Raw genomic sequence first — 22,812 nt, forward strand, 5'->3', positions numbered from 1 at the left:
TTGAACAGAGTGCGGCTTAATTCTGGGCGCAATTATGCTGCGAGTGCTTCGAGCTGTTGTTTGATTGAGCATACTTTCTGATCTGCACAGACGCCTTGCTGTTTGCGCATCATATGAATGAGTTCAATGCCAGAGAGCGTGATGCCGGCTGAGGTTTCGGATTTGAAACCAAGCATGGAGCGTGTGCGTCGTTTGATGCGGCGATGGTCCTGCTCGATCATGTTGTTCATATATTAGCTGAAGCGAATGGCAATAGGTTTGCTAGGCCGCACACTCATAAACCGGGTTTTCAAATTGGTCTGATTTTGATTCACTGAAGCCTTGATTTGGAGGCTTCTCATGACCCGTCGCCGGTTTGATCTCACCGATTTCAAGTAGTGTGTTATTCAACCGTTGCTACCGAACAAGCCGCGCGGCGTGCCCCGTGTTGACGACCGGCGTGTGATCAACGCTATCTTGTGGCGGTTTCGGACAGGCTCCCCATGGGCGGATGTTCCGGATCGATATGGTCCGTATACCACATGCTACAACCGGTTCGTGCGATGGCGCAAAGCGGGTGTCTGGGATCATGTTCTGGGCGAGATTTCCAAAGCTTTCGATGACGATATCGTCATGATCGATAGCTCCTGTGTCCGTGTTCATCGACATGCGGCGAAGGGAAAAAGGGGGATCAAGACGATGGCTGCATGGGACGTTCCCGTGGCGGCCTAACCACCAAAATCCACGCAGTTGTCGATGCTGATGGTCGACCGATCCGTCTAGTGTCAATCAGCGTGCAAAAGTTACCAGGTTCCGGGCGGAAACAGCGATTAAAAGTTTCCACCTGGTTGTGATCCAATCCGGATGAATATCCGGAGAACCTGTGGTGATAACAATGGAATTGATAGCCGAGATACGTCGCCGACATTTTGTTGGTGGCGAGAGCATAAGTGCGCTTTCTCGTTCAGTCGGTCTTTCACGACCGACGGTGCGCAAGCATCTGTTGACTACGACAGCGCCTGTATATTCGCGGGCTGTTAAACCCGGTCGGCGGCTAGGTTGTTTTGAAGATCGATTGCTGAGTTGGCTTGAACTGGAAAAGCGTAAACCTGCTCGTGAACGGCGCACAGCGCAGCGTCTTTATGAGGGGTTGCGAGAAGAAGGGTATGAAGGCGCTTACGATAGTGTGCAGCGTTATGTGCAGCGCTGGAAACGCAACAATCACTCTGGTGCTACGGCTTCTGGAACCGGCATCAAAGCAGCATTTGTTCACTTGCCTTTTCGCCTGGTGAGGCGTGTCAGTTCGACTGGAGTCAAGAACGTATTGAGATTGGCGGAGTTGTCCAGACCGTCAAAGTCGCACATTTCCGTCTGGCGCACAGCCGCCAGTGTTTTGTGGTTGGCTGTCCACGGGAACGCCAAGAGATGGTGTTTGATGCTCATGCCAATGTTTGAGTAGGGGCGTTTGCATTCTTCGGCGGGGTTCCTGTTCGTATGATCTACGACAACTTGAAGCCCGTTGTAGACTTGATCTGCGTCGGCAAAGAACGACAGTTTAATCGCCGGTTCTTAGCTCTCGCCAACCATTACTTGTTTGAGCCTGTTGCATGCACACCCGCCTCTGGTTGGGAGAAAGGCCAAGTGGAAAATCAGGTCGGCAATCTTCGTGAGTGGCTTTTTACACCGATGGCGCGCTTTGCAAGCTTCGATGATTTGAATGTATGGCTGTCTGTTCGTTGCCTGGAACTGGGAGCTCGTAAGCATCCCGCTTATGGCGAACAGACTATTGCCGAATGTTTTGAGCGTGAGAAGCAAGATTTACGTCCTGTTCGCGCAGCCTTTGATGGCTATGTCGAGCAAATGATGCGTGTTTCCAGCACATGCCTGGTTCGTGTCGATCGCAACCGCTATAGTGTTCCAGCTGATTTTGCCGGAAAGATCGTTTCCGTTCGAACAAGTGCGACAAGGATCAAAGCTGTCGCAGACAACCGGGAAATAGCTGACCATCCCAGAAAGTTTGGCCGTGATCAGCTTATCTGTGATCCGTGGCACTATCTCCCTGTCCTGGAACGCAAACCCGGTGCGCTACGCAATGGCATTCCATTCAGGGAGTGGGATTTGCCCAGTGCAATCAGGACTGTCAGAGATCACATCCTTGGTCAGTCGCGTGGTGATCGTGCATTTGTGGAATTGCTACAGATCGCTAGTCAGCATGGGTTGGAAGCCCTCGACATTGCCTGTCAACTTGCGATGAATGCGGGCACCGTGTCGGCCGGTGTTGTCATGAATGAGCTGCGACGCCTCGTTGAACCACCGAGACCCCAAGCTGATGAGGATAATGACAGGTTGCGCCTGACCATTGAGCCTTTGGCCGATTGTGCCCGCTACGACATGCTGCTGGGAGCTGCTAATGCCTATTGATAAACTAGCACAACTCAAGGCTATGCATCTTTATGGAATGGCCACGATCTGGAGCGAATGGTTGGCGGAAGAGGTTAGAAAGCCGGTTCAGCCAGACATCTTTTTGGAAAAACTCTTTGAAGCTGAAATCGTTGACCGGCAGGTAAGAAGCCTGAAATATCAGCTGAAGGTCGCCCGCTTTCCGGCCCACTGTGACCTTGCCGGGTTTGACTGGAAAGAGGCAACAGTCTCGCGCTCACAAGTCGAGCAACTGGCAACTGCGGCGTTCATGGAAACAGCGCACAATATCATTCTAGTTGGTGGAACCGGAACAGGCAAAACTCACCTTGCGACAGCAATCGGCGTATCTGCCGTGCATCACTCCAAACGCATCCGTTTCTTCAATGCCGTTGATCTCGTCAATCTCCTGGAAAAGGAAAAGCGTGATGGAAAGGCAGGCAATCTCGCAAAGCAGTTACAACAGATCGATGCTGTTATTCTTGATGAGCTTGGCTATTTGCCGTTCCCCGCAGCCGGTGGTGCGCTACTATTCCATCTCATCAGCCAGCTCTATGAGAAAACATCGCTCCTGGTCACAACAAACCTCTCGTTTGCCGAATGGGTCACCGTATTTGGGGATGCCAAGATGACAACCGCTCTACTCGACCGCATTACCCATCACTGCGTAATCATAGAAACCGGAAATGATTCATTCCGATTTAAACAGCGCAAAAGAACAACCCAAATTACCAACTAAAACTGGAAACTTTTAAACGCTGATTGACAGCTTGGCGACATCGATTCCGACAAAAGCTTCTTTATAATCTGCCATGGCTCGTCCTCCTGTGATGAGGATCAGCTCGGCCCGTCCGAGCAAACCTCGGAAGACCAGTGTAGGGCGAGCCACCTCAGGCGCAAAGACGGACATACGGTCTTACGTCGTAGGCTCGATTCTATACACAAAAGGTCGGACACACGCCGACCTCACTTTTTATGACTGTAATGGGGCCGGGAGCGGAATGTCGGATTCTGTCCCGTGGGCCCTTGAAGTGGACATTAAGCTCTGACTAAGCAGCCTGCCTGCTGGCAAAATGGTCATCACAATACGTTAACAACAACCTTCCCCTTGGCGCGCCCGGTTTCCACGTACGCTAAGGCATCGGGCGTCTGCGCAAAGCAAAATACCTTGTCCACTACCGGACGGATAGTGCCAGCGTCAATCAGCTTGGCGATCTCAACCAACTGCCGCCCATCGGCGCGCATGAACAGGAAGGAATATTCAACACCCCGGCTCTTTGCCTTCTTCAATACTCCCCGGCTCAGCATTCGCATGACAAAGAGAAGGAAAAGGTTCAGCCGCAGAGATTTGGCGAAGGGAACGTCCGGCGGGCCAGAGATCGAGATCAATCGGCCACCTGGTTTCAGCACGTTCAGTGATTTGGCCAGCGTCTTCGCATCCTGACTGTTCAGCACCAGATCATAACCGGACAGCACCTGTTCAAAATCATGCGTCTTGTAATCGATTACTACGTCTGCGCCGAGGCTCGTGACCAGCTCTGCATTCGCGGGGCTCGTGGTGGTTGCGACGATGGCGCCGAGATGTTTTGCGAGCTGGATAGCGAAAGTACCCACACCGCCGGAGCCGGCTTGAATGAACACCTTCTGGCCGGGCTTAACCTTACCCACCTCAACAAGCGCTTGCCAGGCGGTCAGTCCGACCAGTGGGATCGAAGCGGCCTGCTCCATCGATAAGCTTTTCGGTCTCAGTGCTATGTCGTCCGCATTAACCGCAATCATCTCCGCAAAGGTGCCAGCACGAAGATCGCGCGGCCGGCCATAGACCTCATCCCCCAACTTGAACTGTTTGACATTGGCGCCAACGCGCAGAACCGTTCCGGCCAGATCATGGCCCAGAATGAAGGGCGGGCGATAGGGCAAGAACAGTTTGAATTCGCCGTCCCTTATCTTGGAATCCAGAAGGTTTATCGCTGTGGCGTGGATGCGAACCAGCACATCATTTGCACCGGTCCGGGGTTCGGGTACGTCGGCTAGGCGCAGCGGCCCCTTCTTCTTGTACTTGTCGACGACGAAGGCTTGCATTGACTTTCTCCGCTGTGAAATTTTGATGAGATCAGGCCGCCAGAAAGCTCAGGGCTTTCGGCACGAACTGGGCATGATATTGAAATATCCCGCCATGGCCGGCATCCTCATAGACCTCGAGCTCGGCATTGAGGATGCGCCGCGCCATATCGCGACTATTGGTTGTCGGCACCATGATGTCATTGTCTCCGTGGGCCACGAGAACAGGAATGTGGATGCGCCCCAGATCCTGAGGTGCCCGACGACCCCAAGCTTTGATGGCGCTAAGCTGACGCAGGAAGGCACGCGGTGTAGGCCTTTTGTCGCGATTGATCTTACGCTCTTTGAGACGTGCCAGAAAGTCATTCGCTGCGCGACGACCATTGTTAGTCGAGGTGAAGAACAGGAAGGTCTTGGGGTCACGAAACGTCACTATGCCCTTGAACATCAAAGGCCATGAGACGGCTCCGACGCGTTCAATACCAGCTCCACCTGCAGGGCCGGTACCGGTCAAAATCAACTTGCGAACCAGATCGGGCGCTTTCAGAGTGATATCCTGCGCCACGAAGCCGCCCAGCGAGAAGCCAAGCAGATCGACGATCCGGGGATCAAAATTATCCAAAACCGCACCCCAGTGGTTCAAGAGTACCAATGGCACACCACCGCGTGGACCGAGTTCGCGATACGCGAATTGAGTCTTCCCAGCCGTGATGAAACGGTTGGGCGCGTCGGTATAGCGGTCTGCCGCGACTGCCGCTGTGAAAGCGTCTGTCATGATTGCTCCTGCTTGCCGCGCTATTGCGGCCCATATTAGTTTGCTTGTGGATTCAGGCGATATTGAACTGCTTGCGCAGGATTCGGTCGAACAGCGTGCGCGGCAGGAAGCGCCGGGCAAAGGACGTTTGGCCAGCCGCCTTACCCGAGGGGTAACGCAAACGCGGCTTCCTGGCCTGTGCTGCCGCAAGAATGGTCGTCGCGACATCATCCGCCGTATCGCCTGCCGCCATCGCCGCATTGAATGCAACTTGGTATCTGGCAAATGTCTCACGATAGGCTGCAACCGGGCGGTCGCCCTGCGGTGAGTTGGTTTCGATGGCGGTCTTGGTGGCCCATGGCTCAATTACTGCAACACGGATGCCGAACGTCCGCACCTCATGGTCAAGGGATTCGGAATAGCCCTCAATAGCGTGCTTGCTCGCCGTGTAATAGGCACCGTATGGGCCCGGAATAAGTCCCACGACCGAGCCGATGTTCAGTATCCTACCATAACCCTGCTGACGCATGATCGGCAAAACCGCATTCGTCACCCGCACCACGCCCAGGAAATTGGTGTCGAACAGTGCGCGGACCTGCTCAATCGAGCTTTCCTCCGCTGCCCCCGATACAGCATAGCCGGCATTGTTGACCAATAGGTCGATGCGGTCGAGTTCTGCATGTGCCAAGGCCACAGCGGCTGCAACGGAGGCAACCGAGGTCACATCGCAAGCGATCATACGTATGCCATCGCGGATCTCGCCGATTGCCGCCTTGCGGCTTGTGCCGATCACCAGGTAACCCGCCCGGCTGAGCGCCAATGCTGTTGCCTTGCCGATGCCGCTGGAAGCGCCGGTCACGAATGCAGTCTTCAGTGTTGCTGATGCAAAGGTCGTCATTGCATTCTTCTCGATCTAGGGCGTGGCGCCGTGCCCCGCAGCTTTGGGAGTTATCAGACATTAATGGTGGGCGGTCTTGCGGAAGCCGCACGTAAGTGCGGCTCCTTTGGCTCAAGTAGGGGAAGTCTCAGTAACGCGCGGATAGTCCGTATAGCCCGCAGCTCCTCCGCCGTAGATCGTCGCCGGATTGACTTCGGCGAGCGGTGCGCCGCTTTGTAGCCGTTCCACGAGATCCGGATTGGCAACGAATGGGCGTCCGAAGGCAATCAGATCTGCTTTGCGGTCGGCCAGATGCGACGTCGCTAGCCCAAGATCATAACCATTGTTGGCGATATAGGTCTTGCTGAAGCGGCTGCGAAGCGAGCCGTAATCAAAGGGTGCGACATCGCGCGGTCCACCGGTGGCACCTTCAACGACGTGAATGTAGGCGATGCCAAGTGCCTGAAGCTCATCGACGATATAGTCATACTGCGCTTGTGGATCACTGGACGAAATGCCGTTGGCGGGCGAGACCGGAGAAATCCGGATACCGGTACGCTCAGCACCGATTTCCTGCACAACCGCAGCGGTAACTTCGAGCATCAGGCGCGCGCGGTTTTCCACAGAGCCGCCATAGGCGTCTGTTCGAACATTGGCACCATCCTTTGCGAACTGCTCAAGCAGATAGCCATTAGCACCGTGGACCTCAACACCGTCGAAACCAGCCTTGATGGCATTGGCTGCCGCTTGCCGGAAATCGTCGATAATGCCCGGAAGCTCATTAAGCTCAAGAGCACGCGGCTCAGATACGTCAGCGAAACCATTATTCACGAACGTCTTGGTCCCGGCACGAATTGCTGATGGTGCAACCGGCGCTTCACCGCCAAGAAGATCGACGTGGCTGACGCGACCCACATGCCAGAGCTGGACGAAAATCCGGCCGCCACTGGCATGAACCGCATCGGTCACCTTCTGCCAGCCAGCAATTTGCTCCGGTGTGTAGAGCCCTGGCGTATCCTGATAGCCCTGTGCCTGCCTGGAGACTTGTGTCGCCTCGGTAATAATGAGTCCGGCGCTCGCGCGCTGGGCATAATATTGCGCAGCGTGCTCACTCGGCACGAGGCCAGCACCAGCGCGATTGCGCGTGAGGGGCGCCATGACGATCCGGTTAGATAACGTGATAGCACCGAGAGCGTAGGATTCAAAAAGCGGGTTATTGGTCATAGTTTTACCTCTGGTATTTCTTCTGCAGTTGCCTTGACTTGCTAACTAAATGCTCAGGCAAGCGTACGATACCGTTCGGCTGGAAGCGCGTTGACGAGGTTGCCGAGCATAGCTTTGCGCGCGCCGTCAAAAGCATCCCACTGTCCAGCATCGTGAAGCGGCGGGATTGTCACTGGTTCGCGACGATCAAATCCTACCAGGGCGGCATCCACAAGATCGCCCACTTCCATGACATTGCTCATGGCGTTTATGTCTGCGCCGACATGATCCCATATTTCGGTCCGTGTCGTGGCGGGAAGCACGGCCTGAATGTAGACACCTTTGGATCCAAGTTCATGTGCAAGCCCCTGTGACAGGAACAGGACAAAAGCCTTTGTTGCCCCGTAAACCGTCATACCAAACTCCGGTGCGAGGCCAACGACTGAACCGATATTGATGATTGCACCCTCACCAGCCTTAGCAAGACGTGGAGCAATGGCGCTGGCAAGTCGGACAAGTGCAGTAGCGTTGAGAGCAACGAGCTTGGTTATATCGTCGACACTCTGGTCTACGAAGCTTCCGCCGATCGCTGTTCCGGCATTGTTGACGAGAATGCCGATGCGCACATCATCACGTAGTCTGGTTTCAACTTTTGCAATATCGGCCAGCTGTGTGAGGTCGGCCTGAAGAATATCGATAGTCACGCCGCTTTCCTGGTGCAGACGGCTTGCAAGCGCCTCCATACGTGCCACGTCTCGGGCGACCAGCACGAGATTATGTCCGCGACGTGCGAACCGCTCCGCATATGTTGCGCCAATGCCAGTGGAGGCGCCCGTTATCAGGACTTCAGGAATTCGGCTCATCGGATTGCTCTTTTCTATTATTGATCGTATATTCATGACAACCATCATGATTGCTTTTAAATATGATGAGCATCATGTAAATGTCAATATCCGTTGCGGAGAATTTTAAAAATGAAGGTTAGTCGCGAACAAATGGCGCAGAACAGACGCCGGATTCTTGAAGTCGCAAGCCAGTTGTTCAAGGATAAAGGGTTTGATGCGGTGAGCGTCGCCGAAGTTATGAAGGCCGCCGGACTTACCCATGGCGGCTTCTATGGACACTTTAACTCGAAGGACGATCTGGTGGCGCAGACGCTGGGTCACGCGATTGCAGCAGATAGTTTCGGAGACGGCAAGTTCAGTGATTTCACTCGCTCCTATTTGACGCCTCGGCACCGTGATAATCCAGGTAACGGCTGCCCGACGGCAAGCCTGAGTGCTGCAATTCGCCACCAGACACCCGCGGCGAAGGCCGCTATGGCTGAAGGACTGCGCGCGCAGATTGTCCGTATTGAGGGGGCGCTTCAGGAGCAAGATGCAGCCAACAAGCGCCGTGCAGCGATAGGAAGCTGGGCAGCAATGGTGGGAGCAGTCATTCTGGCCAGAGCGGTCGATGATCCGGAATTATCAGACGAGGTTCTTGATCAGACGCGCGCTTGGATTGATGCTCACGTCGGCTAGGAGTATCAGAGAGAACGCATTTGGAGCGTCTGGTCTATGTCTGCTTCGAGGAAACGATCGAATTTCACATGAACGTCTGAAATGAGGGCGCAAAGCGGCAGACGCCTCTCATCCCTTTGCGGTCATTTGCGGCGTCCGGCTAAAAACGCCATAACTGCCAGAAACTGGATCGCCACCGCCAATATAAAAACGGCGGGATCGAAGATCGTCCGGGCCATTCCGAATAGTGCGGGAGCGAGAGCGTAGGCCGCTTGGCTGAGAGCCACGATCAGTGGCACCACGCGGGAGACATCGGCTTTGTCGAACTCCGCCTGAGCGATGAGAGGCGGGAGCGACGTGGCGTTGCCGATGCCGAGGCCGAAAAGCAGCACGCCGACAACCGTTGCAGCAGTATTTCCTCCACCCGTCGTCAAAAGCATCAGGGTGCCGATGATCTGAACGCCATAGCTGGCGGAGGCAATCAGACGGCGGTCCGCCGAAACCGGCATCAGCCAGCCGATGCCAGTGCGCCCGAGGATTGCCGCAACAGTAGCCCCTCCCATGAGCAGGCCCGCCGACCGTGATCCGAAAACCGGAACCATGATCGAGAACAGATGGGCCAGCAGCCCGATCTGCGCAAACAGCCCGGCTGCCATACCCGCTGCCAGCGTCAGGAATCGGCGGTCGCGCCAAAGCAAAGCGCTTGCTATGGGCGCAACGAGCAGTGGAACCGTCGCCTCGCGGTCCGGCCGTGCTCCGTCCGGAAATTGCCCCAGAACGTCGGGAGATTGGGAAAAAGCCAGAACGGACAAGGCGACCACAGTGGTGACCATGGAGATGCCAACGACGATGGCTGCCTGTGCAAAGCCGATTGAAGCAATGAGCATAACCCACAGGGGGGAGAAGATCACGCCACCCACACTCGCCCCATTGTAGGCCATGGACAGTGCCGCCGGGCGGGCGCGGACAAACCAGGGGGCGATGATGGCATTCACCGCCGCGGCGCCCATTGCAACCCAGCCTGTTCCGCTCAAGAGAGCGGCGACAAACAGGTGCCACGGCTGGTCGGCTACAGACCAACCGACGACGCCGATGGCGAGAAGAACCGCGCCGATGGTGGTGATCGCAGCTACGCCAGCAAGCCGATACAGTCGGGGAAGGTTTGCCACGACGGCCGCGCCGACCAAAAAGTGCAGTGTTACGGCAGCCGAGACAAGCGCGACGGACCAACCCGTTCGCTGGACCACCATCTGCAGGTAGATCGGTGTTCCGTAAAAACCAACGCCCCAGCCAAAGACTGCCAGCACGAAGGTCGCAGCGACCACATGCCAGCCGAAAAAGGATGCGTTCGTGAATGGTGGGAAAGACATCATAACCTGGGCTCCAATGGCGACGGATCCTTATGGCAGCTTCCCGGAAGAGATGCTTCGCTCGCGATCGAAGTGTTGGGGGCTTGGCGGCTATTGGGGCAGAGGCGACGTGCCCCGTCCCGGCGCGATATCTGCTTTTTGGGAGGGGCGATAACGACCTCTATGACCGGCTTGGAGGCGCTAAACGGTCCGACGGCTTGCGACCCTCAACCAAGTCATAGCCGACGATGGCCAATCTCTCCCTAACCGGACACTGATATCAGTGTGGATTGGGCGCTTGAGTCAGCTCGCCTCTTGACATGCAGGTATTTACCTGCATATTTATACTCTGGTAAAGATTGAGACCATGCACACTGACAAAGTTTTCAAAGCCCTGGGCGACCCGACACGCAGAAAGCTGCTCGACCTTCTGTGTGAGAAGAACGGGCAGACGCTAGGCGCGCTTTGCGAAACCCTGGACATGGCCAGGCAATCCGCCGCGCAGCACCTCGGGATATTGGAAGATGCTAATCTGGTGAGCACGGTCAGGCGTGGACGCGAAAAGCTGCATTTCATCAATCCGGTGCCGCTGCACGAAGTCTACGAGCGGTGGGTGCGGAAATTCGAACGCCAGAGGCTCATTCTGCTGCACGACCTGAAGAAAGAACTCGAAGGAGAATAGCAATGACCACAGAGACAACCAGCTTTGTTTACGTAACCTATATTCACACGACGCCGGAAAAGGTGTTCGAGGCTATAACGAAACCAGAAATCGCAAGGCGTTACTGGGGTCACGAGAATGTTTCCGACTGGAAGATCGGATCGAAGTGGGAACACATTCGTGCCAGTGATGAACGCACCGTCGAACTTGTCGGCAAGATCATCGAGGTCTCTCCGCCGACCCGTCTGGTCATCTCCTGGGCCAATGCTTCGCAGGTTGCCGATCCGGCCAGCCACAGCCGCGTGACCTTCGAGATAATAGAGTACGACGAGATGGTCAGATTGACCGTCACCCATGACGACCTGATTGCAGGTAGCGGTATGGCGAACGGCATCAGCAAAGGGTGGCCGATTGTTCTCTCCAGCCTGAAATCTCTCCTCGAAACCGGCAAGAGTCTGGACGTCTTCGCCAAGCCAAAGGCGGTCTGACTTCAGGCGGCGTCAAATCTCACATCCAGAAAGAATAATCATGACCAAAGCCTACCGGCGGCCGCGCCTGTGGTGCGATCCGCTATGAAACGACCCGCGAACCGATCTTCGAGAACCACTGCCAATGCGGCGATTGCCAGAAAAGCAGCGGCACTGGGCATGGATCCTATCTGACGTTCCCGCAGCGCGCCGAAGTGACAATCATGGGTGAGGCCAAAAGCTGGCCGGTCGCGGGCGACAGTGGAAATGAAAAGATACACGCCTTCTGCCCGACCTGCGGAACTCCAGTTTACCTAACATTTGCCGCGATGCCGGAACTGATAGCGGTCCACGCTTCCAGTCTTGACGATCCAGGCAGGTTCAATCCGCAGGTAGTCACATATAGTGTGGGCGGCCATAGGTGGAACAAGATGGATCCCTCCCTGCAGGCATTCGAGCGAATGCCGCCCGCATAATTTTTGTTGGAGCAGTCCGAATTCGCGAATGTTTTAACGGGTCCACTAAGGGTTCGATCAGGACATCTAGTCATTAAAATGAATGACTGCTTTCTTGTGCGGCCTTCCTAAAGACGCCAGTTCAATTTCCACCTCATCATGGTCGTTAGCAGTATGAAAAGCGAAACGACCGCTTTCAGCAAACTTTTCGGTACCCCTAACGTCCAGCATTACGCGCAATGCCGTCCGGCAGCTTCCGACCCTTAAGTCAGCCCTTGGCTGTCGAAATACGAAATACTGAAAGCGGTCTCTGTCAGATCACGCCAGTACGGTTTCCACGCTGTTGGAAATATTCCTTGACGGCGATGGCGATGGGGCCCGATCCAGCGCAATGAGGAGACATCTGCTTACTCGGCATGGCCATCCGGGAGCCGCTTGAACGGGGCATACGCTAAAGCATTGACGCGATAGGCATCAACCCTGTCACCTTGCGGCGTAACATATAATCGGATAGTGAATAGCTACCCAAATTCGAATTGTGGAGTCATCAGATGGAAAATTCGAAGTCAGCAGACAAGTAAGCCGCAACAACCAGTATTGTTGTTGCGGCGCTCTGTAAGACCAATCCCATCTGATTGCTCACGAGCAGACGCCGCCCGGTATTCCTTAATCGAGCGGTTGATTTATCATGACCACCACACGCCCTGCGTGGGCCTATACGCTGCCGGCAGCCCTAGTGCTGATGGCTCCCTTCGACATTCTCGCTTCATTGGCGATGGATATTTACCTCCCTGTCGTTCCAGCGATGCCTGACATCCTGAACACGACGTCCTCCACGATCCAACTCACCTTGAGCCTCTACATGGTGATGCTCGGGGTGGGCCAGGTGATCTTTGGCCCGCTCTCAGATCGCATCGGACGGCGGCCAATCCTGCTTGCGGGCGCAACGGCTTTTGTCATAGCGTCTGTGGGAGCTGCTGGGTCTTCAACTGCATTAGCCTTTGTGGCTTTCCGACTGCTTCAAGCAGTTGGCGCGTCGGCCATGCTGGTGGCGACCTTCGCGACGGTTCGCGACGTTTATGCCAATCGTCCCGAAGGTGTTATCATCTACGGCCTTTTCAGTTCGATGCTGGCGTTTGTGCCTGCGCTCGGCCCTATCGCCGGAGCGTTGATCGGTGAGTTCTTGGGATGGCGGGCGATATTCATCACACTGTCTGCACTGGCATTGCTTGCTCTGCTGAATGCCGGGTTCAGGTGGCACGAAACCCGTTTTATGGATCAAGCGAAGACACGACGATCCGTTTTGCCGATTTTCGCGAGCCCAGCCTTTTGGGTCTATACGGTTGGCTTTAGCGCCGGCATGGGCACCTTCTTTGTGTTCTTCTCGACCGCCCCCCGCGTCCTCATAGGTCAAGCTGGCTATTCCGAGATCGGATTCAGCTTTGCCTTCGCAACCGTCGCGCTCGTCATGATCGTGACAACTCGTTTCGCGAAGTCCTTTGTCGCCAGATGTGGCATCATGGGGTGCGTGGCGCGAGGAATGGCGTTGCTCGTTTGCGGCGCGGTTCTATTGGTAGTCGGCGAACTCTTCGGCTCGCCGTCGTTCCTCAGCTTTATCGTGCCAATGTGGGTTATGGCAGTCGGTATTGTCTTAACAGTGTCCGTTACCGCCAACGGCGCACTTGCGCAGTTCGACGACATCGCAGGATCGGCGGTTGCGTTCTACTTCTGCATCCAAAGTCTGATAGTCAGCATCGTCGGGACATTTGCGGTGACGCTACTAAACGGAGACACAGCGTGGCCGGTGATCTGTTACTCAACAATGATGGCGGTGCTGGTGTCGTTAGGGCTAGCGCTCCTCCGGTCCCGTGAGTCTGCCGTCGACAGGTCGCCAATAATCTGACCGACAAAAAGCAGTATGCCCTTTATGGCGGCGCACTAGGCATCAGTGCCTCGTGAATGGCGGTATCCTGTCCCGCAGGATACCGCTCATGTCTCTTTTCCAATTCTTTGCCTATGCTACTGTTCAGAGCGGTCTGCTTTGCCGATCTCATTACCGAAAGCTGCCAGTCTGTTTCCACCCCATCATGGTGGTTTGCAGCAAAAAAAGCAGAATGACCGTTTTGGAGTGCGTGTTAATTGTACCGTAATGTCTACAATTGCGCGCTAAGCGGACCGACAATGATCGTGCCTGAAAAAGAAATTGCCAGGACCCAGCGAAGCTTTTCTCTAACGCAGATCCGATCACAAAAACCGGATAGCAAGATACCCGCACCAGCGCGCATATGTGCGGCGCAGTGCGCCACGCACGCACTTCGCGACGTCGGATTAAACAGACTATCAGCCTGCCCCGAACTTTCTGGCCATATCGCTTAGTCTTGCCAGTACTTCGTTGAACCGCCCTTCGGCTTCAGCGTGTCGCTGGAATGCCACGCGAGAAACAAGTATTTGGGGGTGCGGACATGCTCCCACTATCCGGAAGCGGCCTTTTTTAAGCAATTGGCTTTTGGCTTAAATAGTCGTTGAGCTAAAGTAAGTGCTCTTAAATAACGGTCGACAACATTATGGCGCGTACACGCAAAAGGTTCGTAGCAGTATACTTCCCGTCTTCAATGACGGACCCCCCTGCCGATCGCATTCGCCCTTTGGCCCGTCGCCGACAACACGGTCTCTCACGAACAACCCATCAAGATCATTATCGCTATAGACGCTGATATGTCGGACTTTAGCGTAGAAACGGCCGTGATCGGCGGCAATATCGCGCTATAGAGGGCAATCGGCCGGTTGGCGCACTAACTCCGATCAGAGCAGCAAGCGGATAGTAATGTGCTTCACACTGCTATCCGAATTGCCCTCCCAAAAAATCGCTTGTCATATTCTCAGCGATGGCATCGTGTTGGATCAGCAAGTACTGCCGTGGTTTCCCAGGACAAGAACGCGCGTGCTCGCTTGCCCATGCGCACCATTGAACGGCCACGCTGCGCTTCGCGAGCACGTCTTTGTCCTGGATTTGGGTAGCCATTTTAGGCTCCAACATGAGGATACGATCTGCCGTTTCTGCTACGAAATCGAGCTGTTAGCCTTCACGCCGTGCGGGAGGCGCTTGGCGATGAGGCAGCGGAACGGATCGCGGGCAAGAAGAAGCCGGAGATGGCCGAAGCCGCAGAACAGTTTCTGGCAGGAACCGGATGGCTCCCGCCGATCCTGCGCACCGAGCGGCCCGCATGGCTGGTGGTGTACGAGCAGCGGCCATCGTGGCGATTGCATGCAAGGGGGTGCCGTCAGCAAAGGTGAAACATCATGGTCGTCGTCATGTTCATGAGCGTTGCCCTGGGCGCGCTTCTCTGCATCCTCGCCTACAATCTCGCCGTCTATGCGCTGCCTTTCACGCTTGGGCTGACCGCAGCACAATTCGCCTACGGGACAGGTGCGGGCCTGATCCGTGCGGGACTCGTCGGCCTGTGCTCGGCTGGTGCCGCCTTCGGCATTCTGGCCGGACTGTTTGAGACGATCCGTTCACCTGTCATCCGCTTAATTGTTGCGCTGATCTTCGGCGCGCCCGCCGCCGTCGCGGGCTATGCGCTGGTCTATCGCGTCACCGGGGAAGCTGTGCCGTCAGACATCTGGCGGCACTCTTCAGCATCGTCGGCGGCACATTCGTCAGATTCTCTGCATTGGCGCGTCTGGCGGCAGGTGTCGGACATCCCGCGAACTAACGGCGCCGAACCGGGCGGCGGAGCAAGGCGACGGCCAATCTTGACACAATAAGGAATATTCCTTACATTCCGTTCGACCGATTTATGGAGGCCCGCCATGGGAGCCCTGCTGAAAGAAGAAAGCACTATCACCGCCAAGGGACAGACCACTGTGCCGAAATCCGTTCGGCAGGCCTTGGGCGTTGACTATGGCGGACGCATTGCCTTTCTCATCGATGAACAACACCGCGTCTATGTCCAGAAGGCCGAGATTGAAGAAACCGCTGATCCCGTGATCGACCGTTTTCTCGAATTTCTTGCGCGCGACATGGTCAGGCAGCCCGAGAAATCTGTTCTCCCGTTCCCGCAATCCTTACTTGACCGGGCTGTTGCCCTGACTGCGGGCATGACGGTCGATCTCGATGCCGAGATCGAGGGGGACGTTTCGATCTGATATGCTGACGTTCAATGGCTGGACCGTCCTCGCACACCCTCTCTTTCTTGATCAATGGGAAAAGCTGATCGAAGCGGTCGACGCGCTCAAAGCAAAGAAACCGGACGATTATCAGAAATCCGCCGACGCTAGGTTGCTCGCGTCCCTGGTACAACTCGTCACCGTCAATGTGCCATCGGACCCGACAGCGTCCATCTATCGTCAGGGCGCGACCCTTGGCGACGACCGCAAACACTGGTTTCGAACCAAGTTCGGCAATGGTCGTTTCCGACTCTTTTTCCGCTATAGCAGCACTGGCAAGGTCATCATCTTCGCCTGGGTGAACGACGAAAACAGCTTGCGAACCTACGGCTCCAAAACGGATGCTTACAAGGTTTTCAAAGGGATGCTGGATGACGGCAATCCGCCCGACGACTGGGACGCGCTGCACAAGGAGGCTTCCGATCCCAAGGCCGTTGCACGGCTGGATAAAGCCTCGCCTCCGAACCCATAACGAATGGTATTGAACGTCACAGGATTGGGCGTTGCCCTACGGGCCGTCCTTTCGCGGCACACCGCGCGCGGCTGGCCCAGCCGGACACGGCCAGCGTCGGGCAAGCCAAGTGCTAATCCGTAATCGGGGGTCAATATTGGATAAGTAAACGCGGTGAATATTCCGTTCCGATTGACAGCTTTCATCGCAAGAGAAAACTTTCAGGTAGAACCGGACAAGCGCTTGAAGCTCATCCGGTTCCTGATTGACTAAGCCGAACCGCACGGTGAATTCACACAGGAAATTGCAGAAAAATATCTGAGCTCAGCGATATGAGTAAATCGAGCTTCGAAGAGCAGATAATGCAGGGCGCCTCCGCCCTCTGCCGTCAGCGCGATCAATTGGCATCCGAAAAACGAAAATTGGCAAGGCAATTGCACTACGCCAGGCATTCGGCCCGGCTCAAGAGCCTTTCAGAGCAATATGATTTCGGGATGGTCTTCTTAGCTGCAATGGGAGCCGTTTCGCTCATCTTGTTCGACGCAAACAGCGGCTCCGTAGCCTGGATGAAACCGCTTAGCCTGTCGCTCATCCTGTTCGCGTGCGGCAGTGCATTGCCCGGCCCGAAGATGGTCAGCCGGATCGGAATCTTCAATGACCATTTTGGTGGCCGGCAGTTCTGACGGTAATTATTCAACCCACATTGATGGGTTGAATAACGTTGAGTAATGCATTATTTGAACCATTAAAAGGGTCAATTCATGCGCTTAACGCTCCAAACCCATTTTGACCGGAAGTGGCATCACGCTGCGACGTTGGAACTCAATGACGACGCGGCCGGCTTCCAGGGCGCGTCGATCGTCGATTACGATCTCGACTATTTCGTCACCGTGGCATCGGCGGAGTTTTCTGCTGGAAAAACGGTCCGGGGCCATCGTGCCTTATCCGTCCGTTGCCCCGTCGATCTGGAAAATCGATTTAGCCGCAAGTGGCCGCCCTTCCTCCTGGATCTTATGCCCCAGGGGCATGCACGGCGAAGGCTTGCCGGGCACCTCGGCCTTATTGAAGGCGCGCGCGCTTCTGATCTGCCACTGCTTCTCCGATCGGCGACTGGCGGCATAGGCAATATCCGCATCAAAGAAGCGGCAGCCGCCGAAGCGGAACGGCTGAGCGGTGTTGAGCGCCAGGGAGTTACAGAGGCGGAAATCCTTGAGCGGTCGGATCGCTTCATGGAAGTCGCCGACCGCTTTGGAATGCTGGCCTCCGGCTCAAGCGGCCTACAAGGCGAATGGCCTAAGGTCTCTATGACGCAGGCGAATGACGGGCTCTATTACCCCGACAGCTTCGTAACCGATGATGAGGCCGTGCGCCACGTCATCGTCAAGCTGGTACGCAGCAACGAGCCCGTGGACCGCCTGATCCTCGAAGGCGAAGCCCTCTATTCGCGGATCGCTCAGGAGATCGGTCTGAATGTCAGCGAACCTTCGACCTATACCGAAGGTATCCTTATCATTCCCCGTTTCGACCGGAGGACGAGAGAAGGCGGCGGAACCGTCCGGCTGGGGCAGGAAAGCCTCGTGTCCGCGGTCGGCGTTGCCGATTTCGGCCATGTCGGCACGCATGAGGCCTATATCGACGTTCTGCGCCAATATTCGGCCGATCCCTTTGCGGACATTGTCGAATACCTGAAGCGCGATATTGCCAACCTTGCGTTTGGCAATCTCGACAATCACGGCCGGAATTCGGCACTCAGCAAGTATCACGACGGTACGATCCGCCTGTCTCCTCTGTTTGATTTCGCACCCATGCGGCTCGCCAAAGAGGGGATTGTTCGCTCCACCCGATGGGCGATGATGCGTGACGGCGGTGGCGATCATCTTCCCGATTGGAAGCACATTTGCGGTGAACTAATGCCTGATCCAGCTGAGCAGGAAGCGCTGGCAGCCAGGCTTGTCATGTTTGCCGAATGCCTGCGCCAGGCTCCGTCCATGGCGAAAGATATGAGCGCGCCTCCGGACATTCTGGATCGCGCGATGGGGCGCTGTATCGCGATAGCGGACAGTGTTCTGGCAGCGTGTCAGTGATGCGGGAGGACAGCTAAATGGCTCGCTGGAAGAAACCCACGAAAGACGAAATTCTTGATAATCGGCGAACACTGGCGGAGCGTGCTCGAACAGGGGATTTGAGGCTGCCTGAAGCCGTTGCAGATATCCGTAAAGGGTTTGGCATGACACAGGAGGAGTTTGCCAGGACGCTTGCACTTACAAGGCGTCAAATCGCAGAGATAGAAGCTGGCACAGCAAACCCCACGCTCGAAACATTGGCAAAAATAGGCAGATTATTTGGATTTGGAATTGGTTTTGTCCCGAGAGAGACGGATACAACCCAGGGGTATGGCTAATTAACCACCAGATCTTCCAGGATTCGCGTTCAAATCTTTTTTGACAAGAGCGATAGACCGACAAATATGGGCACTGAAAATTGACCAGTCCTGACATTGTTGATTTTTGGGGGGCGGACGAAAACTTGGACTATCAGGGAGTTAGTTCATGTATTCCTACGAAGACCGGATGCGAGCCGTTGCGCTCTACATCAAGCTGGGCAAGGGACCAAAAGCGACTATTGGGCAGCTGGGCTATCCAAGCAAGAATGCTTTGAAGGGCTGGCACCTGGAATATGAGCACCATATTGATCTGCGTTTAGGATTTGGACCTCGAACCCCCAAGTTCACACAGGCGCAGAAGGAAGCGGCTGTTGAGCACTACCGCACGCATGGTCGTAAAGCCACTCAAGGATGACCAAACTTTTCCACTTTGTCAGCTCCCAGCTTTAAAGCTGCCATTCCGCTGTCGGCCCTTAAATGTCCTTCACGTGTTTGCTTGAACATCGGCAACTATACTAGCAAAAGCCTTTGCCGCAGAATTTTGAGCGTTCACCATAAGGCAAAGATCGAACGTCGATTCTGCTCCTTTGATCTCGCGGTAGACGATCCGATCAGGTCGGAAGCTCGCCATGCTTTGCGGCACGATAGACACGCCAGCTCCGACCGCAACCAGCGACAGCACGGCATGCATGCCATGAGCTTCCTGAGCTATCTGGGGCGCGAACCCAGCAGCGGAGCAAATCCGGATAACCTGAAGGTGGAAACCGCGCCCCTCGATCATCGGCCAGAGGATGAACGGTTCCACTGCTAGATCAGCCACCGTCAACCCACCTTTGTCAGCAAGAACATGGTCGACGGGCAGCGCCATGCAGAGGCGATCCCGGTCGAAGCTGTGCAACACAATGCTTCCCGCATCCGCCAGTGGCGGGATCACCACTGCTGCATCAAGTGTTCCATTGCGAAGGCCGGTTATCTGACTGGCCGTTGTGGCCTCGCGCAGTTCCAGCCGCACTTTGGGGCGCGCCAGGCGGAACGCCCGGATCGCGTCCGGCAGTCGCCCGTAAAGTGCACTCCCGACATATCCGAGCCGCACGAGACCTGTGCGACCCGCTGCCGTCTCCCGCGCCATGAGGATCGAATGGTGCGCCTGTCGCAGCGTCTCGCGCGCTTCGCGAAGAAATGCGCGACCGGCATCCGTCAGGCCGGTAATCCGGTTGCCGCCCCGCTCGATCAAGGCCACGCCCAGATCGGCTTCCAGCCGCTGTATCGCCACCGTCAGGGGTGGCTGCGACATGCCAAGGCGATGCGCGGCGCGATGGAAATTTTCTTCTTCGGCAACGGCAACGAACTGCTCCATCTTACGCAAGTCGATCATCCCGCGCGTGACTTCTGATACATCTGTCATATCATGGCTCCATCCATTCAGTATTGGACGTATCATAAGGGTGTCGCCATCTTCCGCTCAATAGAGGATGCCACAATGAACCAACAAGATTTCACCGGACGCACGGTGCTGATCACCGGCGCGGGCCGAGGCCTTGGACTTGCTTACGCGCGCGCGGTCGGCCAGCTGGGCGCAACGGTCCTGCTGCACGATGTCGGTGCCAACACAGACGGAACGGGAACGGACACGATGATCGCCAAAATCGCGGTCGCGAACCTGCGTCACGACGGGATCGACGCACATTCGTTCCACGCCTCAATCCACACCCGCGATGCCTGCCATGATCTGGTGCAAGACTGCCTTGCAGTGAACGGATCCCTTGATGCCGTGATCCACAATGCCGGGTGGGTCGGCTACGAACGCGTCGAGGATGTGCAGGAGTCATCCTTCGATCACATGATGACGGTCATGGCGAAGGCACCGCTGTGGATCGCCCAGGCGGTATGGCCCGCGATGCGCGAGGTCGGATACGGCCGGATCGTGCTGACGACCTCCTGCCGCGCGCTTTATCCGCAATATGTCCAGAAGGGTCTTGTCTCCTACGCCGCTGCCAAGATGGCCGCCGTGGGTATCGTGAATGTACTCGCAGATGAAGGGGCCGAACACGGCATCGTCGTCAACGCGGTATCCCCCGTAGCAAAGACGCGGATGTGGGGAGTAGAAGGGGAGACGGAGGACCTGAAGCCCGAGGCGGTTGCTCCGGGTGTCGCCTTTCTGGCGTCGGAGGCTTGCACCGAAGGCGGCTGGATCTTGCGGGCCGCCAATGGGCAGTTCCATGCCACCCGCGCGGCTGAGGCCGAAGGGGTGGACTATCCGCGCGACCTCCGCGCCGTTCGGGCCGGCTCGCCGGCGGCAGTGGCGGCAGCATGGGACCGGATTGCCTTGATGGCACGGGAGCCACGGGCATGACCGGCCAGATCAGGATTGCAGCCGCCACGCAGGCAATCATCGGCGAAAGCCCCGTCTGGAGCGCGCGGCGTAAGCGCCTGCTCTGGATTGACATCCTTGGTGGACACCTCCACAGCTATGATCCGCTGAGCGGACAAAATACTGCTACCCCTGTTCCCACGCCTGCCGGACTTCTGGCGGAGGATCCCGAGGGTGAAATCGTTCTCGGCCTCGGTTGCGATCTCGCGCGTCTTGATGCGAATGGTGGAGTTAAGCTGTTTGCACGTGCGCCCCAGGCCGATCCCGCCTTCCGGTTCAACGATGGCAAGTTCGACAGGCAGGGCCGCCTGTGGACCGGGTTGATGAACATGGAGGGAAAGAAGGGGCGCGGAACCCTCTATCGGTTTGATCCGGACGGAACATGGCATGTTGCGGACACCGGCTTCGATTTGCCCAACGGCTTGGAATGGAGCAAAGATGGCAAAATCCTCTATTTCACGGACTCGCACAAGGGCGAGATCTACGCCTATGATTTTGACCCGGCCACAGGCGAGATCGGCAACCGCCGCCTGTTCTTCGGTATGGACCCAAGGGATGGAAAGCCCGATGGCCTCACGCTGGACCGTGACGGCCACCTTCTCAGCGTTTTGTTCGATGGATCGGCCCTCGCCCGCATCGAACCGAATGGCTCTCTCGAACGGCTGATCCCGCTGCCGGTGCCGCGTCCGACGAGTTGCGCCTTTGCGGGCGACGACAGAGCTTTGTTCATCACCACTGCGCGAGTGGGGCTGAGCGAAGATCAGCTTTCCTGCGCGCCGCAATCGGGGGTGCTTTTCGAGATCAATTACGACATTGCAGCGCAACAAAGACGTATTTCAGGATAATGTGAGGGTCTGCTTTTGCGCACAACGCGGATTGGCTGCTTCCCGGCTTTTTCCGAGCCGTGAGGGCGATCACAATGATTTGGCCATGCCGGGTGCGTAGGTTATTGAAGAGGCTCTTGCCAGACGGGGCGGTGTGTAACCCGTGGTGATTGGCACACCGGAACCTTTTTTAAACATTGGTTGGAAAGAAGAATTGGATGCTGTATTGCAAGCACTACGGCAGGTTCGGGAACGGTTTGAGGATGTCTTAACAATCGGTGCTGTCTCCATTGCTGCGACAAGTCGCTGTGCTGTCGCGCTGGCTACCCTTCCTATCATCGCGAAATATAATCCGTCCGCATGTGTTGTGTGGTTTGATTCCCATGGTGATCTGAACACCCGGCGGTCACATCAACTGGCTATCTGGGTGGACTGGCCTTTGCCGGCCCTGCAGGCCTCTGGGATTCAGGCCTGAGATCGGCCTTGAAACTGGATCAGATAGTGCTTGTTGGCTAACGCGATCTGGGCCCTTACGAGCAGGAACTGATTGATAGGAACGGCATCCCTCACATCAAGCCAAATGGTAATCAGGCCTCCGAACTTCGCGCCGCGATGGGAGGGCGCCCGGTCTACGTTCATCTCAATTGCGATGTGCTTAATCCGGGCGTCGTTCCGACCGACTATGTGCATGAAGGTGGCTTCTCCCTCAATGATCTTAGCATTTGCTGCGACGTTATTGCGGGATACCCATTTATAGGCATAGAGATTGCCGGGTTTCAGAATTCCTGGGAAACAGGTGGCGAACCGGTGTCACCAAATCTGTTGCTGGACGCGCTAGAAGCTCTTTTAACAGTCAAACCACGACGGTTGCAGAAGGCGGAAATTCT

24 protein-coding genes and 3 pseudogenes are annotated in these 22,812 nt (G+C 56.0%); 18 read left to right on the top strand and 9 right to left on the bottom strand.

What is annotated here, in order from left to right; translation table 11 throughout:
• Positions 1–32: 32 nt before the first annotated feature.
• Positions 33–233 (bottom strand): annotated as a pseudogene (locus ACOZHT_RS21830) (DDE-type integrase/transposase/recombinase); the annotation flags it as partial.
• A 151-nt stretch (positions 234–384) separates the two neighbouring features.
• Here ACOZHT_RS21830 and ACOZHT_RS21835 point away from each other — a divergent pair.
• The 3 genes and pseudogenes from ACOZHT_RS21835 to istB form a co-directional block, all read left to right on the top strand.
• A pseudogene (locus tag ACOZHT_RS21835) lies at positions 385–761 on the top strand (IS5 family transposase); the annotation flags it as partial.
• A gap of 104 nt (positions 762–865) precedes the next feature.
• A pseudogene (istA, locus tag ACOZHT_RS21840) lies at positions 866–2,400 on the top strand (IS21 family transposase).
• Positions 2,390–3,136, top strand: coding sequence for an IS21-like element helper ATPase IstB (gene istB / locus ACOZHT_RS21845; RefSeq protein ID WP_421566566.1), 747 nt, complete (start codon positions 2,390–2,392; stop codon positions 3,134–3,136). Before istA ends, istB begins: the two are co-directional and overlap by 11 nt.
• Before the next feature lie 12 nt (positions 3,137–3,148).
• On the opposite strand, the gene ACOZHT_RS21850 is transcribed toward istB, so the two are convergent.
• From ACOZHT_RS21850 to ACOZHT_RS21875, 6 genes are all read right to left on the bottom strand, one after another.
• On the bottom strand, positions 3,149–3,307 hold the full coding sequence (locus ACOZHT_RS21850) for a hypothetical protein (protein WP_339514862.1): 159 nt from the start codon (positions 3,305–3,307) through the stop codon (positions 3,149–3,151).
• 170 nt (positions 3,308–3,477) lie between these two features.
• Positions 3,478–4,479 carry an NADP-dependent oxidoreductase gene (locus ACOZHT_RS21855; RefSeq protein ID WP_339514860.1) on the bottom strand — a complete coding sequence of 334 codons (1,002 nt, stop codon included), beginning with the start codon at positions 4,477–4,479 and terminating at the stop codon, positions 3,478–3,480.
• A 31-nt stretch (positions 4,480–4,510) separates the two neighbouring features.
• The gene (locus ACOZHT_RS21860; RefSeq protein ID WP_339514857.1) at positions 4,511–5,233 is read right to left on the bottom strand and encodes an alpha/beta hydrolase; all 723 of its coding nucleotides are present in this window, start codon (positions 5,231–5,233) and stop codon (positions 4,511–4,513) included.
• A 52-nt stretch (positions 5,234–5,285) separates the two neighbouring features.
• Positions 5,286–6,110 carry an oxidoreductase gene (locus ACOZHT_RS21865; protein WP_421566567.1) on the bottom strand — a complete coding sequence of 275 codons (825 nt, stop codon included), beginning with the start codon at positions 6,108–6,110 and terminating at the stop codon, positions 5,286–5,288.
• A 111-nt stretch (positions 6,111–6,221) separates the two neighbouring features.
• Positions 6,222–7,313 (bottom strand): alkene reductase, encoded by a 1,092-nt coding sequence (locus ACOZHT_RS21870; RefSeq protein ID WP_339515300.1) that lies wholly within the window; start codon positions 7,311–7,313, stop codon positions 6,222–6,224.
• Between the two features lie 53 nt (positions 7,314–7,366).
• Positions 7,367–8,155, bottom strand: coding sequence for an SDR family oxidoreductase (locus tag ACOZHT_RS21875; protein WP_339515298.1), 789 nt, complete (start codon positions 8,153–8,155; stop codon positions 7,367–7,369).
• Between the two features lie 111 nt (positions 8,156–8,266).
• On the opposite strand from ACOZHT_RS21875, the gene ACOZHT_RS21880 reads away from it, so the two are divergent.
• Positions 8,267–8,815, top strand: a complete 549-nt coding sequence (locus ACOZHT_RS21880) for a helix-turn-helix domain-containing protein (protein WP_339515296.1) — start codon at positions 8,267–8,269, stop codon at positions 8,813–8,815.
• A 122-nt stretch (positions 8,816–8,937) separates the two neighbouring features.
• Here the strand turns inward: ACOZHT_RS21880 and ACOZHT_RS21885 are convergent, their stop codons facing one another.
• Positions 8,938–10,167: an MFS transporter gene (locus ACOZHT_RS21885; RefSeq protein ID WP_421566568.1), complete on the bottom strand. Its 1,230-nt coding sequence runs from the start codon at positions 10,165–10,167 to the stop codon at positions 8,938–8,940.
• 343 nt (positions 10,168–10,510) lie between these two features.
• Between ACOZHT_RS21885 and ACOZHT_RS21890 the strand changes: the two genes are divergently transcribed.
• From ACOZHT_RS21890 to ACOZHT_RS21940, 11 genes are all read left to right on the top strand, one after another.
• Positions 10,511–10,825 carry a helix-turn-helix domain-containing protein gene (locus tag ACOZHT_RS21890; protein ID WP_339515292.1) on the top strand — a complete coding sequence of 105 codons (315 nt, stop codon included), beginning with the start codon at positions 10,511–10,513 and terminating at the stop codon, positions 10,823–10,825.
• 2 nt (positions 10,826–10,827) lie between these two features.
• Positions 10,828–11,292 carry an SRPBCC family protein gene (locus ACOZHT_RS21895; RefSeq protein ID WP_421566569.1) on the top strand — a complete coding sequence of 155 codons (465 nt, stop codon included), beginning with the start codon at positions 10,828–10,830 and terminating at the stop codon, positions 11,290–11,292.
• Positions 11,293–11,369: 77 nt separating this feature from the next.
• Positions 11,370–11,747: a GFA family protein gene (locus tag ACOZHT_RS21900; protein WP_421566583.1), complete on the top strand. Its 378-nt coding sequence runs from the start codon at positions 11,370–11,372 to the stop codon at positions 11,745–11,747.
• 667 nt (positions 11,748–12,414) lie between these two features.
• On the top strand, positions 12,415–13,629 hold the full coding sequence (gene floR, locus ACOZHT_RS21905) for a chloramphenicol/florfenicol efflux MFS transporter FloR (RefSeq protein WP_421566570.1): 1,215 nt from the start codon (positions 12,415–12,417) through the stop codon (positions 13,627–13,629).
• 1,397 nt (positions 13,630–15,026) lie between these two features.
• Positions 15,027–15,494 (top strand): hypothetical protein, encoded by a 468-nt coding sequence (locus ACOZHT_RS21910; RefSeq protein WP_421566571.1) that lies wholly within the window; start codon positions 15,027–15,029, stop codon positions 15,492–15,494.
• Between the two features lie 45 nt (positions 15,495–15,539).
• Positions 15,540–15,875 carry a type II toxin-antitoxin system PrlF family antitoxin gene (locus tag ACOZHT_RS21915; RefSeq protein WP_421566572.1) on the top strand — a complete coding sequence of 112 codons (336 nt, stop codon included), beginning with the start codon at positions 15,540–15,542 and terminating at the stop codon, positions 15,873–15,875.
• Between the two features lies 1 nt (position 15,876).
• Entirely contained in the window at positions 15,877–16,368 is a 492-nt protein-coding gene (locus ACOZHT_RS21920) for a type II toxin-antitoxin system YhaV family toxin (protein ID WP_339515188.1), read from the top strand.
• Between the two features lie 311 nt (positions 16,369–16,679).
• Positions 16,680–17,030, top strand: a complete 351-nt coding sequence (locus ACOZHT_RS21925) for a hypothetical protein (protein ID WP_339515186.1) — start codon at positions 16,680–16,682, stop codon at positions 17,028–17,030.
• Positions 17,031–17,108: 78 nt separating this feature from the next.
• A complete protein-coding gene (locus tag ACOZHT_RS21930) occupies positions 17,109–18,431 on the top strand; it encodes a type II toxin-antitoxin system HipA family toxin (RefSeq protein ID WP_421566573.1) in 1,323 nt (440 codons plus the stop codon).
• A 17-nt stretch (positions 18,432–18,448) separates the two neighbouring features.
• On the top strand, positions 18,449–18,748 hold the full coding sequence (locus ACOZHT_RS21935) for a helix-turn-helix transcriptional regulator (RefSeq protein ID WP_339515182.1): 300 nt from the start codon (positions 18,449–18,451) through the stop codon (positions 18,746–18,748).
• A gap of 148 nt (positions 18,749–18,896) precedes the next feature.
• Positions 18,897–19,145: a hypothetical protein gene (locus ACOZHT_RS21940; protein WP_421566584.1), complete on the top strand. Its 249-nt coding sequence runs from the start codon at positions 18,897–18,899 to the stop codon at positions 19,143–19,145.
• Positions 19,146–19,214: 69 nt separating this feature from the next.
• Here ACOZHT_RS21940 and ACOZHT_RS21945 read toward each other — a convergent pair whose 3' ends face one another.
• Positions 19,215–20,135: a LysR family transcriptional regulator gene (locus ACOZHT_RS21945; protein WP_339515180.1), complete on the bottom strand. Its 921-nt coding sequence runs from the start codon at positions 20,133–20,135 to the stop codon at positions 19,215–19,217.
• 75 nt (positions 20,136–20,210) lie between these two features.
• Here ACOZHT_RS21945 and ACOZHT_RS21950 point away from each other — a divergent pair, with 75 nt between their 5' ends.
• The 3 genes from ACOZHT_RS21950 (at position 20,211) to ACOZHT_RS21960 (ending at position 22,400) form a co-directional block, all read left to right on the top strand.
• Positions 20,211–21,083: an SDR family NAD(P)-dependent oxidoreductase gene (locus tag ACOZHT_RS21950; protein ID WP_421566574.1), complete on the top strand. Its 873-nt coding sequence runs from the start codon at positions 20,211–20,213 to the stop codon at positions 21,081–21,083.
• Positions 21,080–21,946 carry an SMP-30/gluconolactonase/LRE family protein gene (locus tag ACOZHT_RS21955; RefSeq protein WP_339515176.1) on the top strand — a complete coding sequence of 289 codons (867 nt, stop codon included), beginning with the start codon at positions 21,080–21,082 and terminating at the stop codon, positions 21,944–21,946. The genes ACOZHT_RS21950 and ACOZHT_RS21955 overlap by 4 nt, the downstream gene beginning before the upstream one ends.
• Positions 21,947–22,088: 142 nt before the next feature.
• Positions 22,089–22,400, top strand: a complete 312-nt coding sequence (locus ACOZHT_RS21960; protein WP_421566575.1) for a hypothetical protein — start codon at positions 22,089–22,091, stop codon at positions 22,398–22,400.
• Positions 22,401–22,812: the final 412 nt, after the last annotated feature.

Origin of the sequence: Ochrobactrum sp. EDr1-4 (genome assembly GCF_049199085.1) — a bacterium.
Lineage (GTDB): Bacteria > Pseudomonadota > Alphaproteobacteria > Rhizobiales > Rhizobiaceae > Brucella.

Bases quoted from the DNA above. Each gene is read 5' to 3' on its own strand.
- ACOZHT_RS21915 (WP_421566572.1), top strand. From the start codon at position 15,540: ATGGGAGCCCTGCTGAAAGAAGAAAGCACTATCACCGCCAAGGGACAG.
- ACOZHT_RS21945 (WP_339515180.1), bottom strand. From the start codon at position 20,135: ATGACAGATGTATCAGAAGTCACGCGCGGGATGATCGACTTGCGTAAG.
- floR (WP_421566570.1), top strand. From the start codon at position 12,415: ATGACCACCACACGCCCTGCGTGGGCCTATACGCTGCCGGCAGCCCTA.
- istB (WP_421566566.1), top strand. From the start codon at position 2,390: ATGCCTATTGATAAACTAGCACAACTCAAGGCTATGCATCTTTATGGA.
- ACOZHT_RS21920 (WP_339515188.1), top strand. From the start codon at position 15,877: ATGCTGACGTTCAATGGCTGGACCGTCCTCGCACACCCTCTCTTTCTT.
- ACOZHT_RS21860 (WP_339514857.1), bottom strand. From the start codon at position 5,233: ATGACAGACGCTTTCACAGCGGCAGTCGCGGCAGACCGCTATACCGAC.
- ACOZHT_RS21855 (WP_339514860.1), bottom strand. From the start codon at position 4,479: ATGCAAGCCTTCGTCGTCGACAAGTACAAGAAGAAGGGGCCGCTGCGC.
- ACOZHT_RS21910 (WP_421566571.1), top strand. From the start codon at position 15,027: ATGGTCGTCGTCATGTTCATGAGCGTTGCCCTGGGCGCGCTTCTCTGC.
- ACOZHT_RS21890 (WP_339515292.1), top strand. From the start codon at position 10,511: ATGCACACTGACAAAGTTTTCAAAGCCCTGGGCGACCCGACACGCAGA.
- ACOZHT_RS21925 (WP_339515186.1), top strand. From the start codon at position 16,680: ATGAGTAAATCGAGCTTCGAAGAGCAGATAATGCAGGGCGCCTCCGCC.
- ACOZHT_RS21865 (WP_421566567.1), bottom strand. From the start codon at position 6,110: ATGACGACCTTTGCATCAGCAACACTGAAGACTGCATTCGTGACCGGC.
- ACOZHT_RS21930 (WP_421566573.1), top strand. From the start codon at position 17,109: ATGCGCTTAACGCTCCAAACCCATTTTGACCGGAAGTGGCATCACGCT.
- ACOZHT_RS21870 (WP_339515300.1), bottom strand. From the start codon at position 7,313: ATGACCAATAACCCGCTTTTTGAATCCTACGCTCTCGGTGCTATCACG.
- ACOZHT_RS21895 (WP_421566569.1), top strand. From the start codon at position 10,828: ATGACCACAGAGACAACCAGCTTTGTTTACGTAACCTATATTCACACG.
- ACOZHT_RS21880 (WP_339515296.1), top strand. From the start codon at position 8,267: ATGAAGGTTAGTCGCGAACAAATGGCGCAGAACAGACGCCGGATTCTT.
- ACOZHT_RS21950 (WP_421566574.1), top strand. From the start codon at position 20,211: ATGAACCAACAAGATTTCACCGGACGCACGGTGCTGATCACCGGCGCG.
- ACOZHT_RS21875 (WP_339515298.1), bottom strand. From the start codon at position 8,155: ATGAGCCGAATTCCTGAAGTCCTGATAACGGGCGCCTCCACTGGCATT.
- ACOZHT_RS21955 (WP_339515176.1), top strand. From the start codon at position 21,080: ATGACCGGCCAGATCAGGATTGCAGCCGCCACGCAGGCAATCATCGGC.
- ACOZHT_RS21885 (WP_421566568.1), bottom strand. From the start codon at position 10,167: ATGATGTCTTTCCCACCATTCACGAACGCATCCTTTTTCGGCTGGCAT.
- ACOZHT_RS21850 (WP_339514862.1), bottom strand. From the start codon at position 3,307: ATGTCCGTCTTTGCGCCTGAGGTGGCTCGCCCTACACTGGTCTTCCGA.
- ACOZHT_RS21935 (WP_339515182.1), top strand. From the start codon at position 18,449: ATGGCTCGCTGGAAGAAACCCACGAAAGACGAAATTCTTGATAATCGG.
- ACOZHT_RS21940 (WP_421566584.1), top strand. From the start codon at position 18,897: ATGTATTCCTACGAAGACCGGATGCGAGCCGTTGCGCTCTACATCAAG.